The 17,911-nt window shown below is 60.9% G+C and carries 18 protein-coding genes; 13 read left to right on the top strand and 5 right to left on the bottom strand.

The features are described from left to right. Positions 1-23: 23 nt before the first annotated feature. On the top strand, positions 24-419 hold the full coding sequence (locus PZN02_RS15135; RefSeq protein WP_342394701.1) for a M10 family metallopeptidase C-terminal domain-containing protein: 396 nt from the start codon (positions 24-26) through the stop codon (positions 417-419). A gap of 506 nt (positions 420-925) precedes the next feature. Here PZN02_RS15135 and PZN02_RS15130 read toward each other — a convergent pair. Both PZN02_RS15130 and PZN02_RS15125 read right to left on the bottom strand, forming a co-directional pair. Beyond that, positions 926-1,186 (bottom strand): hypothetical protein, encoded by a 261-nt coding sequence (locus tag PZN02_RS15130; protein ID WP_280658775.1) that lies wholly within the window; start codon positions 1,184-1,186, stop codon positions 926-928. A gap of 278 nt (positions 1,187-1,464) precedes the next feature. Further along, positions 1,465-1,659, bottom strand: a complete 195-nt coding sequence (locus PZN02_RS15125; protein ID WP_280658774.1) for a hypothetical protein — start codon at positions 1,657-1,659, stop codon at positions 1,465-1,467. 293 nt (positions 1,660-1,952) lie between these two features. Between PZN02_RS15125 and PZN02_RS15120 the strand changes: the two genes are divergently transcribed. Next, the gene (locus PZN02_RS15120; protein ID WP_280658773.1) at positions 1,953-2,132 is read left to right on the top strand and encodes a hypothetical protein; all 180 of its coding nucleotides are present in this window, start codon (positions 1,953-1,955) and stop codon (positions 2,130-2,132) included. Positions 2,133-2,261: 129 nt separating this feature from the next. Here PZN02_RS15120 and PZN02_RS15115 read toward each other — a convergent pair whose 3' ends face one another. Further along, complete coding sequence (locus PZN02_RS15115) at positions 2,262-3,992, bottom strand: adenylate/guanylate cyclase domain-containing protein (protein ID WP_280658772.1); 1,731 nt, start codon at positions 3,990-3,992, stop codon at positions 2,262-2,264. Positions 3,993-4,213: 221 nt separating this feature from the next. Between PZN02_RS15115 and PZN02_RS15110 the strand changes: the two genes are divergently transcribed. Then, positions 4,214-4,888 carry a L,D-transpeptidase gene (locus PZN02_RS15110; RefSeq protein WP_280661513.1) on the top strand — a complete coding sequence of 225 codons (675 nt, stop codon included), beginning with the start codon at positions 4,214-4,216 and terminating at the stop codon, positions 4,886-4,888. An 11-nt stretch (positions 4,889-4,899) separates the two neighbouring features. After that, positions 4,900-5,457, top strand: a complete 558-nt coding sequence (locus PZN02_RS15105; RefSeq protein ID WP_280658771.1) for an OmpA family protein — start codon at positions 4,900-4,902, stop codon at positions 5,455-5,457. Between the two features lie 262 nt (positions 5,458-5,719). On the opposite strand, the gene PZN02_RS15095 is transcribed toward PZN02_RS15105, so the two are convergent. After that, positions 5,720-7,057, bottom strand: coding sequence for a tetratricopeptide repeat protein (locus tag PZN02_RS15095; protein WP_280658770.1), 1,338 nt, complete (start codon positions 7,055-7,057; stop codon positions 5,720-5,722). 180 nt (positions 7,058-7,237) lie between these two features. Between PZN02_RS15095 and PZN02_RS15090 the strand changes: the two genes are divergently transcribed. Next, positions 7,238-8,242: an AraC family transcriptional regulator gene (locus PZN02_RS15090; RefSeq protein WP_280658769.1), complete on the top strand. Its 1,005-nt coding sequence runs from the start codon at positions 7,238-7,240 to the stop codon at positions 8,240-8,242. 253 nt (positions 8,243-8,495) lie between these two features. Here the strand turns inward: PZN02_RS15090 and PZN02_RS15085 are convergent, their stop codons facing one another. Continuing rightward, positions 8,496-9,530: a LacI family DNA-binding transcriptional regulator gene (locus tag PZN02_RS15085; protein WP_280661512.1), complete on the bottom strand. Its 1,035-nt coding sequence runs from the start codon at positions 9,528-9,530 to the stop codon at positions 8,496-8,498. Positions 9,531-9,690: 160 nt separating this feature from the next. Between PZN02_RS15085 and PZN02_RS15080 the strand changes: the two genes are divergently transcribed. The 8 genes from PZN02_RS15080 to PZN02_RS15045 all read left to right on the top strand — a co-directional run bounded on the left by PZN02_RS15080 (position 9,691) and on the right by PZN02_RS15045 (position 17,899). Next, positions 9,691-10,665 (top strand): sugar ABC transporter substrate-binding protein, encoded by a 975-nt coding sequence (locus PZN02_RS15080; protein WP_425336248.1) that lies wholly within the window; start codon positions 9,691-9,693, stop codon positions 10,663-10,665. 105 nt (positions 10,666-10,770) lie between these two features. Then, positions 10,771-11,820, top strand: a complete 1,050-nt coding sequence (locus PZN02_RS15075) for an ABC transporter permease (protein ID WP_280658767.1) — start codon at positions 10,771-10,773, stop codon at positions 11,818-11,820. A 10-nt stretch (positions 11,821-11,830) separates the two neighbouring features. Beyond that, positions 11,831-12,829: an ABC transporter permease gene (locus PZN02_RS15070; RefSeq protein WP_280658766.1), complete on the top strand. Its 999-nt coding sequence runs from the start codon at positions 11,831-11,833 to the stop codon at positions 12,827-12,829. Positions 12,830-12,838: 9 nt separating this feature from the next. Further along, positions 12,839-13,663 carry an ATP-binding cassette domain-containing protein gene (locus PZN02_RS15065; protein WP_280658765.1) on the top strand — a complete coding sequence of 275 codons (825 nt, stop codon included), beginning with the start codon at positions 12,839-12,841 and terminating at the stop codon, positions 13,661-13,663. Positions 13,664-13,770: 107 nt separating this feature from the next. Further along, positions 13,771-14,676, top strand: a complete 906-nt coding sequence (locus PZN02_RS15060) for a sugar phosphate isomerase/epimerase family protein (RefSeq protein WP_280658764.1) — start codon at positions 13,771-13,773, stop codon at positions 14,674-14,676. Further along, positions 14,673-15,698, top strand: coding sequence for a Gfo/Idh/MocA family oxidoreductase (locus tag PZN02_RS15055; RefSeq protein WP_280658763.1), 1,026 nt, complete (start codon positions 14,673-14,675; stop codon positions 15,696-15,698). The genes PZN02_RS15060 and PZN02_RS15055 overlap by 4 nt, the downstream gene beginning before the upstream one ends. Positions 15,699-15,728: 30 nt before the next feature. Beyond that, the gene (locus PZN02_RS15050; protein ID WP_280658762.1) at positions 15,729-16,901 is read left to right on the top strand and encodes a Gfo/Idh/MocA family protein; all 1,173 of its coding nucleotides are present in this window, start codon (positions 15,729-15,731) and stop codon (positions 16,899-16,901) included. A 56-nt stretch (positions 16,902-16,957) separates the two neighbouring features. Further along, positions 16,958-17,899, top strand: a complete 942-nt coding sequence (locus PZN02_RS15045; RefSeq protein ID WP_280658761.1) for a sugar phosphate isomerase/epimerase family protein — start codon at positions 16,958-16,960, stop codon at positions 17,897-17,899. Positions 17,900-17,911 lie beyond the last annotated feature (12 nt).

The following is a 17,911-nucleotide window of genomic DNA, read 5'->3' as shown; positions in this document are numbered from 1 at the left end:
CGGCGTAGTCGCCAGTCTCACCAATGCCGCCGCCAACACCAACGATGCCAAGGGCGATGCCTACTATTCGATCGAGAACCTCGTCGGCTCGAGCTGGCGGCACCGGTGCCGACCGGTTCATCTTCAAGGCGACGACCGAATCCGCCGGCACGTCCTACGATTCGATCTTCGATTTCCTTGCGAGCGAGCTGGACCGGATCGATCTTTCGGCGATCGACGCCAGCACGAAATTGACCGGCAACCAGGCGTTCAGCTTCGTCGGAACGGCAGCGTTCAAGGGCGTGGCCGGCGAGCTTCGCTATGAAAAGCAGGCGTCCGACACCTATATCTATGCCGACCTCAACGGCGACAAGCTTGTCGATCTCAAGATCCACCTCGATGACGCGGTCACGCTGACGAAGGATTATTTCGTCCTGTGAGTTGAGGCGGCGTCGCTACTGTATGGTTCCTTAAATCGTATTCGACAAGGACAAAACCATGCAGCAATTCAAAGTATTACAGCGACCATTGTGTCTGAAAAGACGCACGGCGCTGTAGACAGAACCCCGCCCCGGCGGGGTTTTTCGTACCCACTGCGGGATTCCGCAAACCGGGCCGAATGGGACACACGGCGCCGCAGTTCACGGCCATCCCGGCGAGCGTTCACAGCCGAGCGCGGACGAATTCGCCGCGAGCTGACGGCATCGAGTGGCCATGACATGAACCTTTATGCTCGCTGAGCGTTTCCTTGCCAGCCCGAACAGAGCAATTCCCGGAAAAGCGTGTAACGGTTTTCCGTCCGGAATTGCGCAGTTTCAACGCGGAGGACTGGTTATGGTCCCTGTCCGGCATGCCAAGATGGTCGAGTGGATCGCGGTAATTGCCGCATGCGCTCTGGTTGCGGCGTTCATGGTCGCAACGTTGATCCCGTAGTCGACGTCGCCAATCAGATAATACCGGTAAATTTCCGCTGCTCGCGGATGTAGGCGATTGCAGCAACTTCCAGAGCTCTGCACTTTTCCTCGAGCCGGAGCAAGCTTTCATCGTCTTTGTCGGGAGCGCATCGCATAGCGTCGCGTTGCAGGCACGCACGCTCGTATACCTCGCATAAATGCAGAAACACGAGATCCTGCATCATCCAAGGGCTATCCCTTAACTCAGGGGCGGCCAAAAGCAGCCTGGCCATTCCTGCCTTCTGCACATCCATGCCGAACGCTCGCATTCTTGGACGAGCTATTGCATGTTTCCTTAAATCCTAGCCGATTCAAGGATAAAAACATGCAGCAATTCAAACTGCTACAGCCTTTCCGCGTCTGATAAGACGCGCGACGCCATAACAAATATTAACGACCAATCCCAAAAGAAGGTTCCAGAAGCACCCCAACGCACCCACTGCGGCGGAGGTGTTCGCTACCCACAGGGCGGGACATCCCGACGAAGAAAAGAAATTTCCTTGGGACGCAAGTCGCTGCAGCCGACCGCCCGTCATTTGACAACCGCCGTAACGAGAAAGGCAGCGATCGCGCCGCAGAGCACCGCATAGGCGCAGGCGCGCAACATTTTCATTCGGCGCGTTCTCTCGCCGGTCCAATCGTAGCCCATCATGTGCTCCGAACCACCTAACAGCGCCGCGCGTCTCATGTCGCGCAATGCCTGCTGTAATGCTTTGAATTGCCACATGATTCCCCAACTCGACTTCGACTTGAGAAATCTTCCAGTAACTTGCCGGCTTCTTCTTAAGAAATGGAGAATCGAGGCGAGAAAATCTGCGCGACTGTGACCGGCGTACTTGCGACGCAGAAAGACCGCTGCAGCACTTTAAGTTACTGCATGCGCTCGTCCTAAAGCTGCCCTGCAGCAATGGCGCTTCAACATTCGTGGGACGGGCGCATGCAGCCCCTTCCCGTCTTGCCTTTCACCCGCGAATGCGCAAGTTACAGGCCTTGCACGAGGAAACTTTCGAGGAAACCGCTTTGAACTCCGACAACAAGCCCGACGCCACGATCAAGGTCGAGAAGCGATTGAACGGCCGCTGGGCCTTCGTGCTCACCTTCCGCGGGGTGACCTATCCGGCCGAGGGGCAATTTGCCTCCGAGCTCCAGGCGCAAGCCGCCGCCCACGCAGCCAGGAAGATCCTCGAGAAGCGCGGCTGAACTGGACGCGATGGCTGCTCGGCCGGCTTCGTCGGCAAAACACCGTGATGTCACGTTATTGGGGAAGATCGAAACCGCACCGTTTCATCGTTTCGACGAAACCGTGCAACGCTCCGGGTGATACCACCCTCACTCCGGCAGGCCTGCCAGGCGATAACCGTCCACAAAGTACCGCCTGAGCTCTTCATCCCGGAACGGTTGTGAGTCGGACCACTGGCGTATCGTGAAGTTCGGGTTGTTCATCATAAACAGCTGCGCCTCCGTCCGCGCCTCATCGAGCCGTCCGAGCCGCGCCAGGCTTGCCGCAAGCAGGCGGCGCGAGGTCGCGCGGTATGTTTCCGGACGACGCAATGTCTGGATCGCCGCCTCGTAGTCGCGGCATGCATACTGGGCCTGCCCCAGCATCCAATAATACCAGCCCGGTGGATGAGGGTTGAGCCTAAGGGCCTTGCGGACGTGCTCGATCGCATCGCCGGGCCGCCCCGCCAGCACGATCAGGTCCGCCCGCATCGCCCAGGCGTCGGCATGGTTGGGATCGAGCCTCAAGGCAAGGTCGAACTCCGCATCCGACTCCTCCCAGCGACGCTCGTGCCCGAGAATGATGCCGAGCACCCAGCGGTTGCCGGCGTCATTGGGGTCGAGCGCGACCGCCCTTTGCGCTTCCGCCACGGCCCGAGCCCGGTTGGGATCGATCGGCTGATCCCAGAACTCCCAGGCGAGCCAAAGGTTGAGCGCCAGCAGCCGATGGGCCTCCGCATAGTCCGGATCGCGTGCGATTGCCCGCTGCAGCAGGAAGATCGCCTCCCTTGCGCTGCCTGCCGTCTGCAGGCCGAGCGAACGCGCCCGGACACAGAGATCATAGGCCTCCATGTCGGTCGGCCGGTTTCGCGCCGGCGCGGCCGTCAACCGCCCGACCAGCGCCTCGACGATCTTGCTCGTCACCTCGTCCTGGACGGCAAAAATGTCCTCCAGGCCGCGGTCGAATCTCTCCGCCCACAGGTGGTCCCCCTGCATGGCGTCGATCAACTGGGCATTGATGCGAACCCGTCCGGCGGCGCGGCGGGCGCTGCCTTCCAACACGTAACGAACGCCAAGCTCTCGGGCGATGCGGCGCACGTCCGTGTGCCTGCCCTTGTAGGCAAAGACGGAATTGCTGGCGATCACGAACAGGCCGCTGGCCCTGGAGAGGTCGGTGATCAGGTCTTCGGTCAAGCCGTCGACAAAAACCTCCTGCTCCGGGTCGTTGCTCATGTTCGTGAACGGCAAGACGGCGATGGAAGGCTTGGCCGGCAGCGGCAACGGCGCCTTGGCGGCGCCATGCTGGCCCCAGGCCGAAGTCTCGATGCGATAGACGGAAACCGGTTCGGCCACGTTCTTGATGGCGTGCGGGCCAAGGTCGTCGAATTCGCAGTAGAGCCGCCGGCGGACCTGATCATAGATGCTTCTGGAGACGAAGATCTCTCCCGGACCGGCCATTGCCTCGAGCCGCGCGGCTATGATGACGCCATCGCCATAGAGATCGCCGCCCTCGACGACGACGTCGCCGAGGTTGATCCCAATTCTCAGAAGAATTTGCCGGTCGTCTGCAAGCCCCTCGTTTGCCGCTTGCATCCGCCTCTGGAATTCGATTGCAAAGGTCACGGCGTTGACCGCACTCGCGAACTCGACCAGCACACCGTCGCCCATCGTCTTGACGACGCGGCCGTCGTTCTCGCGCACCAGCGGATCCAGGATCTGCTTGCGGCGTTCCTTCAACGTTGCCAGCGTACCGCTCTCGTCGAGTTCGACGAGGCGGCTGTAACCGACCACATCGGCAGCCATTATGGCGGCAAGACGCCGTTGGGCGCGTTCTTCAGCCATGTCAAACGCCTTCGCAGAACGCAGTGCCCGGAATTGTAGGACGTCCCCTGGAAATGTCTATCAGGCGAATGCGTCCGGCGGCTGGAGCGGGCGAACGCACCAGATCCCCGAGAGGACCAAACACCGTTCTACTTGAGAATCCTGAGAAGTTTTATGTTGTGGCAAATGAAAAATCTGATTTACTGCCGCTTCGCTACTTGGCTTTTCGGGGGATATTGCCGATGGGGTGGACGCGCAGGAATATTGTGCTTGGTGGTTTAGCGTCATTTGGCACTGTGGCGGTCCAGAAACCCACATTCGCAGCGGCGTCTTCCTATTTTTCCGGCACCGCCATCGACAATGGCGTGACGTTCCGAAGCACCAACTTTGCCAAGATCGACAAGAAGTGGCACCGCCAGGTTGTCAAATATTTCAGCAGCGAGCCGATTGGCACGGTCGTTGTCGATACCAGGCACCATTTTCTCTACCTGATCATGGAGAACAAGACTGCTATCCGCTACGGCGTCGGTGTCGGCCGCGACGGCTTCAAATGGTATGGCCGCGCCACGATCGACCGGAAATCGCTCTGGCCACGCTGGACGCCGCCGCCGGAGATGCGAGAGCGCCACCCCGAACTGCCTGAATCGGTCGAGGGAGGTTCGCCAAAGAACCCGCTTGGCCCACGCGCCATGTACCTGCTTCGCGATGGTGTCGATACCGGCTATCGCTTGCACGGTACGCTGGAGCCGGGCAGCATCGGCAAGGATGCCTCCAGCGGTTGCATCCGCATGTTCAACGAAGATGCAATCGATCTTTATCAGCGTTGCCCCATCGGCACTGCGGTGCAAGTACTGCCGCACATTGCCGACCAGGCTGGGAGTGCCGCTCAGGTCAGCCAAGCAACCCCGGTCGAATGAGGCCCGGTCGAATGAGGAATGCCACCCTGATGCCTGCTTTGACCGGATACGCGAGGCTGCTTGTCGGCGCGGCCATGCTTCTGACGCTCGCCGCCTGCAACACCACCACTGAAATCGCCGCGCTGGAAGAGCCTACAGCGGCGCCGATGACAGGACAAACCAACGATCCGGCGCCCGGTTTCGCGAATGTCGTGGCCGGCAGCGAAGAGGACTTCATCCTGAATGTCGGCCGACGGACCTACTTCACCCTGGACTCGGCCGCGCTCGATTCCGTCGCCATGGCAACGCTGGATAAGCAGGCCATCTGGCTCAACAGCAACCCGCGTTGGCTGGTCAAGCTGCAGGGATTTGCCGACGATTCCGGGTCCGCGTCAAATATGGTAACGCTGTCGCAGAAACGCGCCGACGCGGTGATGGCCTATCTCGTCTCGAAGGGCGTAGACGCCAACCGCCTGTGGGCCAAGGGTTACGGCAACGACCGCGAGGTCCGTGACTGCACGGACCGCTCCTGTCAGGTGCAGAACCGGCGCGTCGTCTCCAACCTGCGCACCGAGCGCGACTCCCTCTGATCGCAGGATGCCTTGCGGATAGGTCTATCTTGGCTCCCGTCAAGACGGCAGCTTTCGCATCTTCGCGTCCGCCTGTCCGCGGCGAACCAGACCTCCGCCGAGCATCATGTCCACCGACCTGCCGTGTGCTGGTCTGATACTTGCGGTTCCCAACAGCCCGCTGATCAGCGCGGCGGTTGAAGCGGTGGTCGAGCGAGGAGTGCCGGTCGCCCACGTCGTGTCCCGCCGCCGAATGCAGGAGGCGGCGGGACACAGAACAGGGTCAGGCGGCCTTCCGGCCCGGCGATGCACTTGCTCCGGCTCGCGTCAGAAAGTTCTTGTTCACCGGGCTGTGGGGCTTCAGCGCCAGGCGCTCATTGGCAAGGGCTTCGGCCAGACCGGCCAGCCCGCCACGAACGGCGGCCTCGGTGAGCGTCCAGTCGATGATGTCACGCTGTGCGTGGCTGCCGCCGAAGCTGTTGGCGATGAAACGTGCGCCATGGAGGCGGTCGGCCGCGGTCTGGTAGTCGCCGCGCCAGAACGCGGCGAACCCTTCAACCAGAGGCACGGCGGTCCGCCGCCCCCATTCGGCGACATCGGACGCATCAGCGTTCCTTCGATAGGCGTCGGCAATCCGATCGACCTCGCTGTGCCGGCCCGCGCCGAGATAGGCCATTACCGCATGCCAGTCGTTGAACGGATAGGTACGGCCGTCGGCATGGCTATCCCAGGTCGCCGCAAGCTCGTTCCAGCGATCGCCGACATCATGGCCCGAGACATGCAGGCGCCAGAGAAGCGCCGAGGCATCGATCATGTCGAGGGCCACCGTGCTGCGGTCCTGCCTGATCGGTCCGTCATAGAGCGCGAAGACCTCGTCGACCTGTCCGAGATCGAGGTGGTAAAGCGAGCGGTGCCACCAGTTGTGGACCTTGAAAAAGTTGTCGTCTCCAGACCAGTGCGGCTCGCGCGCGATCATCCAGCCGATGCCGTCTTCGGCGCGACCCTGCATTTCCATGACATGGGCGACGGCATGGTGCGCCCAGCAGTCGAGCGGCTGCAGGTCCACCGCGCGGCGGCCGGCCTCTTCGGCCCGTCCATAGTCGCCGCTTTCCTCGAGACCGAACGACTGCATCCCAAGCAGGATCGAATAACCCGGCATGTCCGCCGACCATTTCGGCAGGACACGGGCGATCCTGTCGCGCAGATTCCGGGCGCTGGCCCGGTAGAAATCCATCAGGTGACCCGACTGCAGCGCAACGATGTCGTGCGGATAGATCGCATTGTGACGGTCGAGAGCCTCTGCGGCCTCGGTCCACTGTCCTGCCAGGAGCAGGTCGAGCGCAGCGACGTGCGAAGCCTCGCGATCCGAAAGCGGTAGCGTCTTCACGTTGGCGACGATCGCCTTTGCTTCCTTGGTCGCATCCGGTTCGGTCGCCAGGCCGAACAGATGCGCTTTCAGGACATGTGCCATGGCGAATTCGGGCGCGGCCTCGATGGCGCGGTCCAGCATGCCGACGGGGTCTCCGCGATAGATGTTGAATGCTTCGACGGCTTCGCCATAAATTTCTGCGGCCGCGATTGTGGAGCCCGAAAGTACATTTCCCTGTTTGTCGGTAATCACGATAAATTTCCCTTCGAGTATAGGTACCTTTATCACGTCGACCATCAGCGCCACGGCCCCGACAATCGGCTGCCGGTTCCGTGGATTTAATGCTAAGTTAGACCAGTACAGCGAGACCGATAATTGCCGATGCGCCGGAACACTTGGCCGATCCGCCGCCTGTAAGGGGAGCGTTGTCAGTTGGACGATTTGCTGGACATGCTGCGTGCGATGCGCCTCACAGGAGGCATCTTTCTCGACGCGGAATTCACCGCCCCCTGGTGTATTTCCTCGCAAGTCGCCCCCGAAGATTGCGCCCCGTTCACTCCCGTGCCACGACACATCATCGGCTACCACTACATGATTGCCGGCAAATGCCTGGTGAAGGTCGGCAACCAGCCGCCGGTATCGGTTGAGAGCGGACAGCTCATTGTTCTGCCGCGCAATGACGCCCACCTCATGGCGAGCGCGCTGAACCTGCGGCCGGTCAATGCCCACCAGCTGATCGAACCGGCGCTGGACGGAGGGTTAGCGAAGATCGTTCACGGCGGTGGTGGAGAGCTGACGCAGATTCTGTGCGGTTTTCTTGGTAATGATTTGCCCTACAACGCCTTTATCGCGCTGCTGCCGAGCATCCTGAAGCTTGATGTCGTAGACGCGGCTTCCGGGAATTGGATAGAGAACAATTTCCGCTTTGCGGCAAGGGAACTGGCGGAGGGCCGCGCCAAGTCGCCCACGATGCTCGCAAAACTCGCCGAACTCCTGTTCATGGAGGCGGTCCGCCGCTACCTGGCCTCTCAGCCGCCCGCCCTCAGCGCCTGGTCGGCGGGAACGCGTGACCCGATCGTCGGACGGGCGCTTGGGCTCCTCCATGGCCAAATCGCACGGCGTTGGACTACGGAAGGCCTTGCGCGAGAAATCGCCGTCTCCCGGTCGGCCTTTGCGGAGCGTTTCACGCGCATCATCGGCGAGCCGCCGATGCGCTACCTGGCGCGACAGAGGTTCGAACAGGCCTCCGCGCGATTGAGGGATTCCGCCGATCCGATCGCTCGGATCGCCTTCGAGGTGGGCTACGAGTCCGAAGCAGGGTTCAGCAGGGCGTTCAGACGCGAGTATGGCGTTCCACCGGCAAGCTGGCGTCGGGACCACATAGCTGGCAAGCCCGAATCTCCACCGATCACTCGCGAAGCCGCTCAAGGCAGATAATCGATCGACAGGCGCGTTCTTCAGCCATGTCAAAACGCCTTCGCAGAACAAAGTGCCGCGAATTCCCTTGAAAATGTCTATCAGGCGAATGCCTCCGGCGACGGCAGCGCGCCCAGTGGACGTGAGGGCGATCGCGGGGATCGCTCTGATTTGCCTCCGGCAAAGGGAAGCGGCCGCCGTAGGCTCCTCAAGGTTCTGAAGCACTTGATATCCGCATTTGGCGCATTGAGAGTGAGGCACCTTCCGCGGCGTCTCACATATTCTCCGGCGTCACGATATCGAATGGGACGGTCCGGTGGATTGTGCTGCCCGGCGCGCCCTGATTGATCGTCTCGACCATCGTCTGCACCAAGGTGGCGGAAATCTTCTCCAGCGGATGACAGAGGGCCGCCGTAATCAGCCCTTCGGACAGACCCTTTCGGGTCTCGGGGCCGATATCACGGCATACAACACGGACGTTCTTGCGCCGATCTTCGGAGGCTTCTCTCAGCGCTCGTAGGACCCCGGAGATGCCGCCCCCGACGATCAGGATGCCGACGAGGTCATCCGTTGTCGCCAACAACTCCTTGACCATCCGGTATGCCTCGCTCGGTTCCTCATGGGTGGGGCGACTGTCCTCGATACTCAGATGCGGCGCGTGTTCCCGCATGTAGGACCGGAAGCTCGCGTCGGCGACATCCTGACATTGGTAGCGGTGGTTACCGATGAATACAGCGATACGCCCCGGCCCAGGGGTCATGTGCCCGATAAGCCATGCCGCCGTTCGCCCCATTTTCCAATTGTCGGCTCCAACGTAAGCGGCTCTTTCCCGCGCGGATTGATCGGTAATATAGGCAGTGACAGGTTTGCGCTTGTCGTGCAACTCGCGGATGGCCTGCGCTATGACCGGGTGATCTGCCGCAATCACCGCAACGGCGTCACAGTCTGCACCAAGAGCCTTCAGCCGGCCTGCGATGTTTTCCGGCGTTAGCAGATCCACAAAATCGATGACCGGATCGACGACCTCGTCACGCCTGGCATGGCACGCCTCGACGATTTTCTTGCCAAAGAGCTGGTAAAGCTCACGGCTGGATTGCTGCAACAGAAAGCCAAGTCGATATTTCGGCGCAGATTTGCGCAGCCGGTCCTCGATAGCGCCAACGCCGTAAAAACCAATGCGCTCCGCGGCCGACTGGACGAGCTGCACTGTGGTGCCTTTGACCGAAGCGGTGCCGGCAAGGATTCTGTTGACTGTTGAGATGGAGACGCCCGCCTCTTTGGCAAGATCGGCAATGGTCGGCCGGCGCATGATGTTCTCTCCAAGTCGTAGCGGTTCTGTGTCATTATGAATGACATTGCATGACACTTTTTGGATATTCAGTATGATTTCCCATTTCTGAAATTTCAAGCTGCCGATATGTTTCTCCTCACGGTCATGCCAGGGAGGCGGACCAAGGGAGGAGATTGAGATGACTAAATTTCGCCGTCTCGCGGCAACCGTGTCGGCTGCCGCCATCATCACTTGCACTGCGACGGCCGTTATGGCTGCCAACATCTTCGTTGTGGGCGGCAAGCCGGATGATCCATTCTGGTCGATCGTGAAGCGTGGCGCCGAGGATGCCGGCAAGGTGGTGGAGGCGCAGGGCGGTAAGGTAACCTGGCTCGGACCCCAGAACTACGACAACCTTGGCGTCGACGCGGCGGAACTGATCCGTCAGGCGATTGACCAGGGTGCAGATGCGATCGTTGGGCCCAACTGGGTACCGGAAGCGATGGACCCCGCCTTCAAAGCGGTTGTCGACGCAAAAATTCCGCTGGTCATCTATAATGCCGGGGGCATCGAATCTGCCGATCGCCTGGGCGCGATGAACTATGTCGGTTCCAACGACTACCTGTCCGGCAAGGCTGCTGGCACCTACTTCGCCAAGAATGATCTGAAAAACGCCATCTGCCTCAACACGCTGCCCGGTGCAGCGAACATCGAAGCCTTCTGCAAAGGCATGATCGATGGCGTCACCGAAGGCGGCGGTGTCGGCTCGTCCCTGCCGTTGCCGGCAACCTCTTTCGGTTCGGCGACTGCCGTGGCGCAGGCCTTGAAGGCGCACCTGCTGCAAAACCCCGACATCAAGGCCGTGTTCGCGATCGGTAACGTCGACACGAATTCGGCGGTCAACGGTGTGACGCAGGCGGGCAAGCAGGGGCAGGTGCACGTCTGTGGCATGAACATGGATGAGACCATCCTGAACAACATCAAGAATGGCACCCAGCTTTGCGCGATCGACCAGCAGGGTTACCTGCAGGGCTACCTGGCGGTCTCGATCCTCAATGCCAACGTCAACTACGGCCTCACGGTACCGACTCGGGAAATCCTGACCGGTCCCGGCGTGATCGATAAAACGAACGTTGAGGCCACCATGGCGGGTGTGCAGGCGGGCGCCCGATAAGCTTTCGCCGAACGTCGTGAAGTTGCCTGCCGCTCAGGCAGGCGGCTTCCAATCGTCCAATAGTGCCGACCGCTATTGGTCATTCGGCTTCATTGGTGGTGTCAAATGAACGCGAGAAATAGTGTCCTTGCCCCCTCGGTTCCTTCAGGTGGCGAAAACATCAAAGCGACCATCGGTCAGCTTTCCCGTCGCCCCGAAGCGGGGTCGCTCCTGGGCTTGATTGCGGTGTTCGTCTTCTTCGCCCTCGTGGGCGGTCAGGTCTTCGTGTCCTCCGCGGGCTATGCGAGCTGGCTCAACGTCGCCGCCGAGATCGGCATCGTTGCGCTCCCGGTTGGGCTGTTGATGATCGCAGGCGAAATGGACCTCTCGATCGGCGCCGTGATTCCGGCGGCGTCTCTGACCGTCGCGATCGTTTCCGGCCACTACGGCCTCCCGGAGATTGTCGGGATTTCCGCGGGCCTCAGCGTCGGGCTCCTCGTCGGGTTTTTCAACGGTTACTTGGTCAACCGCACAGGCGTCCCGTCTTTGATTGTCACCATCGGTTCCATGTTCGGCGTCATGGGCCTGACGCTGGGCTTCACCGTGCTCATCGCCGGCAGCACCGGCGTGTCGCTCGTACCAAGCCCGACGGTCAAGGCGATGCTCGGCGATTTTGTCGGCGGCATGTTCCAGGTGACGATCTTCTGGTGGGTGCTGTTCGTGGCCGCGTTCTTCTACCTGCTGCACATCTCGCCAGTGGGCAACTGGATCTTCGCCTTGGGTGGCGACAAGGTCTCGGCTCGCAATGCCGGTATCCCTACGGAAAGACTCACGATCGCGCTCTACATGCTGTCGGGCTTCTCTGCCGCCTTCGTCGGCGTCAGCCAGGTGCTCGTCTACCAAAGTGCGCAAGTGCTCGCGGGGCAATCGTTCATCTTCAATTCGATCATGTGCGTGGTCATTGGCGGTGTGCTTCTGACCGGAGGCGCCGGGTCGGTGGTGGGTATTGTCCTCGGTACGCTTACCTTCGCGATCGTGAACCAGGGCATCTATTTCACCGGCATCGACCCGAACCTAGGCAGCGTCATCATCGGTGCGCTCCTGCTGCTCGCGGTGATGATGAACGACAAGTTCCGGCTGATGGCGATGTCCTACGCAACGAAGAAGAAGAAGTGAGGGCGGGGAGATGAACGGCTTTTCCATTGGACTATTTGTACGCCGTCCGGAGTTTGGGGCCGCGCTGAGCTTTGTTGCGGTGATTGCCTTCTATGTCGCCTTCGGCGGCGTTAGCCTGGGTACGCTCTTCGGCGCGGCAAGCTGGATCAACTTCGCGGCCAATCTCGGTATCGTCGCCTTGCCCGTCGGTCTTCTCATGATCGCCGGCGAGCTTGACATCTCGATCGGCGCGATGATCCCCGCGGGCTCGATGTCGATCGCCATTCTCTCGGGCTATTACGAGTTGCCGATCGTGGTCGGCATGCTTGGCGCACTAGCCTTTGGCGTTCTGGTGGGGCTGGTCAACGGTTTCCTGGCGGTGCGCACGAGCGTGCCGTCGCTGATTATCACGCTCGGTACACTGGTTGCGGTGCAGGGACTCGTCCTCGCAGGATCCGTCATTCTAACTGGGGCCGCCTCGGTTCCGCTCGAGGCGCCGGCATGGGCCAAAATGATCTTCGGCCAACTCATCAACGGCAAATTCCAGGTGATCATTCTGTGGTGGTTCGCGCTGACTTTGGTGTTCGGCTTCGTTGTTCACGCGACACGCTACGGCAACTGGATCTTTGCGATCGGAGGAGACGAGGTCAGCGCCCGCAATGCCGGCATCCCGACAAAACGGCTCAAGATTGCTCTCTTTGTACTATCGAGCACGGCCGCTTCCTTCGTAGGGATGTGCGGGGCGATCCTGTTCAACTCCGCGCAGGTCTCAGGCGGCATGAACTACATCTTCAATACGATCGTCTCAATTGTGGTGGGCGGGGTCCTGCTCACTGGTGGCTTCGGTTCGATCGTCGGGATCTTCCTCGGCGCGCTGACCTTCGCGGTTGTCAACCAGGGCATCTATTTCACCGACATCGACCGCAATTGGTCCAACCTCATTATCGGCGTGATGCTCATGGCCGCCGTTCTGATGAACAATACCTTCCGGCAGATGGCACTGAGCTTCGTGCCGAAGAGAAAGAAGTGAGTGTTCACCATGTCCGACAATACTCCGATCCTTGAACTGCAAAATGTCGACAAGAGCTTCGGTCCAATCGACGTGCTTCACGATATCTCGCTCAGGGTCCGCGCGGGCGAGGTGCTCTGCCTGCTCGGCGACAACGGCGCCGGTAAGTCGACGCTCATCAAGACGCTTGCCGGGGTGCACAAGCCGACGCGCGGCACCATCCTGATGGACGGAGAGCCGGTCGAATTCAGCGGACCGCGCGATGCGCAGGAAAAGGGCATCTCGACCGTGCATCAATTCGGCGGCACCTTTCCGCTGATGTCGATCGGCCGTTCCTTCTTCGTCGGCGTCGAACCGACCAAGGGCTGGGGGCCCTTCAAGGTCTATGACCGCAAGACGGCCAACGAGATTGCCGTTAAGGCCGTGCAGAACTTCGGCATCACCCGCATCGACGATGGCGATCGTCTGGTCGGGGGGCTTTCAGGGGGCGAACGCCAATCCCTTGCGATTGCCCGTGCCGTGCATTTCGGCGCCCGTGTACTGATCCTCGACGAACCAACCGCCGCTCTCGGCGTGAAACAGGCGGCGCATGTGTTGCGGATCGTCAACGAGGCGAAGCGGCGGGGCCTGGCGGTGATTTTTATCACTCACCAGGTCATGCACGCCATGGCTGTGGGCGATCACTTTGCCGTGCTCATCCGTGGAGCCATCGCCGCAGACTTCCGCCGGGGCGAAAAGACCCGGGAGGAAATCACCGATCTGATGGCGGGCGGGGAAACCATGGCTGATCTGGAGGCCCAAATTGAGAGTTACATGGATTCGCACGAGGGTCAGCCGCCGCCGCCAGCCCATTAAGCACTGACGGCATCACAAACGAATTGCGCAACGCGCTCAGCTTCGACAGCGACTGAAAGGACCGCCGTCGGAGGCCGGAGAATTGCGTCCAGAATTTGGAGGTCAAAATGAAAATCGCACTCGACCCGTTCATGCATCGGCATCTGTCGCTTGAGGAGTTGCCCAGCAAGGTCAAGGAACTCGGTTACGATTGGATCGAGCTTTCGCCGCGCGGCGATTTCCTCGAATGGTTCAAAGCGCCGCGCGTCTTTCCCGAGCGGATCAAGAGGTTCAAGAAGGCACTGAAGGAGGGCGGTGTCGGCATTGCCTCGCTTCTACCGATGTACCGCTGGGCCTCCAACGACGAGACGGAGCGCCAGGCGGCGGTGAAGCACTGGAAGCGCGCCATCGAGATCTGCGTCGAGCTGGAAGTCGACACGATGAACTCCGAGTTCGGCCGCGGCCCGCATCCCGACAAGGGCTCCTGCTACTGCTGCCACACCGGGTCGATGATCGAGGCTTGCGAGGACGCCTGGTGGCGGTCGATGGAGGAGCTTGTGCCAATCTTCGAGAAGGAAGGCATCAACCTGCATGTCGAGCCGCATCCGGAAGACTGGTGCGAGACGCTGCAGCCGGCGCTCGATATCATCCGCACGGTCAATTCGAAGAATGTCAAGTTCCTCTACTGCGCGCCGCACACCTTCTATTTCGGCGACGACACGAAGGCGATGCTGCGCGAGGCCAAGGACGTGCTCGCCCATGTCCATGTCGGCGACACGTTCAACCACAAGGCCAGCTCTGGTCTGAGATATATCCTCAACCCGCCGGGCACCAATGCCCGGGTACACCAGCATCTCAACATCGGTCAGGGCGAAGTGCCCTGGGACGATTTCTTCGGCACGCTGGCGGAAGTGGGCTTCGACGGCATCATGACCGCATGCGTCTTCGCCTGGGAGGATAAGGCAGACCACAGCGGCACCTTCATGCGCAGCGAAATGCAGCGTTACATCGACAAATACTGGGGGGCAAAATGACCCTCCAGGTTGGTGTCATCGGCACAGGAATGATCGGCCAGGATCATATCCGCCGCCTCACGAAAGTCCTTTCCGGGGTCGAAGTCGTAGGTGTCACCGATATCGACCAGGCCCGCGCCGCAGCCGCCGCCCCCGAAAGGGCGGAAGTGTTCGCCACCCCCACGGCTTTGATCTCCTCGGAAAAGGTGCAGGCGGTGATCATCTGCTCTTGGGGGCCAGCACATGAGGAGCAACTGCTCGCCTGCATCGCCGCCGGCAAACCCGTGTTCTGCGAAAAGCCCCTGGTGACATCCGAGGCGGCCGCACTTCGCGTGATGGAAGCCGAAGTGGCCTTCGGTCGACGTCTCGTGCAGGTGGGCTTCATGCGTCGTTTCGATGCCGATTATCGCCGTCTCAAGGCGGTGATCGAGGGAGGGAAACTTGGCGAGCCGCTCATGTTCCATTCCGTGCATCGCAATGCCTCGGTGCCCGAGGGTCTCTACACTTCGGAGATGCCGCTGAACGACACGCTGGTGCATGATGCCGACATCTCCCGCTGGCTCCTGTCGGACGAGATCTCTGGCGTCGAGGTGCGCGTACCGCGCCGCTCCTCGCGTGGTGGCAAGTTGCGCGACCCGGTCTTCGTGCTCCTGCACATGGCCTCGGGTGCGCTGGTCGATGTCGAGATTTCGGTGAACATCTCCTATGGCTACGACATCCGCGGCGAGGTTAGCTGTGAGACGGGTGTCGCCGCACTGCCGAACCGCCCGGCAACCGTGATTTCCGACTCGAACGGCATCCGTCAGGCGATCCCCGAGGATTGGCGCGAGCGCTTCATCGAAGCTTACGACCAGGAATTCCGGGAATGGATCGTGGCTGGCTCCCGAGGCACCGCGACCGGTCCGTCCACCTGGGATGGATACGCGGCCACGCTGGTGGCCGATGCCGCCCTGCGTGCCGTGGCCAGCGGCGGCTTTGAATCAATCAACATGATAGCGAAACCCGACCTTTACGGGACCTCGACCGCCATGGCGGCGGAATGAACCGGTAGGCCATTTCAGGAAGATGATCAGATGATCAACGGAGAAAGAACGATTTCGCGTCCCCTGCGCTGGGGAATGGTCGGTGGCGGGCGCACCGGCCAAGTGGGCTATAAGCACCGCACCGGCGCACTCAGGGATGGTACGTACCAACTGGTCGCTGGTGCATTCGATCTCGACGCCGAGCGAGGCCGCGATTTCGGTGTGAATCTCGGTTTGGAGGCGGACCGCTGCTATGCCACGTATCAGGAGCTGATCACCGAGGAGGCGGCGCGGGAGGACGGCGTCGAAGTCGTCTCAATCGCGACGCCCAACTTCACGCATTACGAGATCACCAAGGCCAGCCTGGAAGCGGGCCTGCACGTGATCTGCGAAAAGCCACTGTTCTTCACGGTGGCCGAATGCAAAGAGATCGAAAGGCTTGCCGAGGAAAAGGGCCTGATCGTCGGCGTGACCTACGGCTTCACCGGTCATCCGCTGGTCCACCAGATGGCCGCCATGGTCAAGAAGGGCATGCTGGGCGACATCCGTATCGTCGACATGCAATACACTCATGGCTTTAATTCGGGCGACGATGTGGGTGCGGGCGAAGCCGTGAAATGGCGCACCAATCCCAAGTCCGCCGGTCCGACCTTCGTCCTCGGGGATATCGGGACGCACCTCTACTACCTGTCCGAGATCGTCCTGCCGCACATGAAGATCGAAAAGCTCCTCTGCGACCGCAAGGCGTTCATCCCGACCCGTGCGCCGCTCGAGGACCATGCCACGGTGCTCATGCACTACGACAACGGTGCGCGCGGCCGTATTTGGGTTTCGTCGGTGGACGCGGGCAACATGGGTTCCCAGCGTTACCGTTTCGTCGGCTCCAAGGCCTCCGTCGAATGGTCGGACAGCCGTCCCGACCAGTTGATCTACGAAGTCCAGGGCGAGCCGAACCGCACCCTGCATCACGGCATGCCCTATCTTGAGGAAGAAAGCCTTGCGATCGACCGCATGGGCGCACTCCATACGGAGGGTCTCGGCGATAGCTGGTCGAACATCTACCTGTGGATCGCCCAGGCGATCGACGCGAAGAACCGAGGCGACGAAGCCTTCCTCAAAACCCATCACTATCCGGGCATCAAGGCCGGCACCGAGGGTGTCCGCTGGCTGGAAAACTGCGTCCGCTCGGCCGACGCTGGCTCCGTCTGGGTCGATTTCAAGTAGCTCCTCCCCAACTGGGGCGTAACGAAGTGCGCCCCCTTTTTTCGGACAGAGACAAGATGAAACTTTCCATTTGCACCGATGTCATGGGCAATCTCTCCTTCACGGAGATGCTCGATAAATGCGTAAAACTCGGCGTCGAAGGCATCGAGATGACCGGCGGCGGCTGGTCGCGCGCACCGCATTTCCGCGCCGACGAGCTCTTGGCCGACAAGGCGCTCCTGAGAACGAAGCTGAAAGAGATCGAGGCGCGCGGCCTGAAAATCGCGGCGCTCAACTGCTCGGCCAACCCCCTTGATCCGGGTGACATGGGCAAGCGCCACCTGAAAGAGATGGAGGACACCATTCGTCTCGCCGGCGAGATCGGTGTCACAACCATCGTGACGATGTCCGGTCTGCCGGAGGCCGCCCCTGGCGACATGGTTCCGAACTGGCTCGTCTATACCAAGAGCTGGCCGGACGAGATGCCCGAGCGCGACCGCTACCAGTGGGAAGATCGCGCCTTCCCGCTGTGGCACGATCTGGTGAGGCTCGCGAAGGAAGTCGGCGTTGAGAGATATGCGCTCGAAAACTTCTCCGCCATGCTCGTGTGGAACCCCGAGACCCTCTTCCGCCTGCGCAACGAGGTTGGGCCGACCGTCGGAATGAACCTCGACCCGTCGCATCTGATGTGGATGGGCGCCGACCCGATCGCCTCCGCTCGTGCGCTCGGCAGCGCGATTCACCATTGCCACGGCAAGGATACCCGCATCGAGCGAGGACTTGCGGATGTGAACGGCCTTCTCGAAATGAAGGAGGTCACCGACGTCGCGAACCGCACCTGGAACTATGTCGCAGTTGGCGCAGGCCGTGACCTGCAGTGGTGGAAGGAGTTCTTCTCGGTGGTCCGCATGTGCGGCTACAACGGCTGGGTAAGTCTCGAGATGGAGGACTTCACCATGTCTACCGAGGCCGGCATCACGTCATCCGTGGACGCCCTGAAACAGACCATCAGCCGATAGAGCCTACGCTTG

Origin of the sequence: Sinorhizobium garamanticum, assembly GCF_029892065.1 — a bacterium.
Classification (GTDB): domain Bacteria; phylum Pseudomonadota; class Alphaproteobacteria; order Rhizobiales; family Rhizobiaceae; genus Sinorhizobium; species Sinorhizobium garamanticum.
This window is presented reverse-complemented; position numbering and strand designations above follow the sequence as displayed.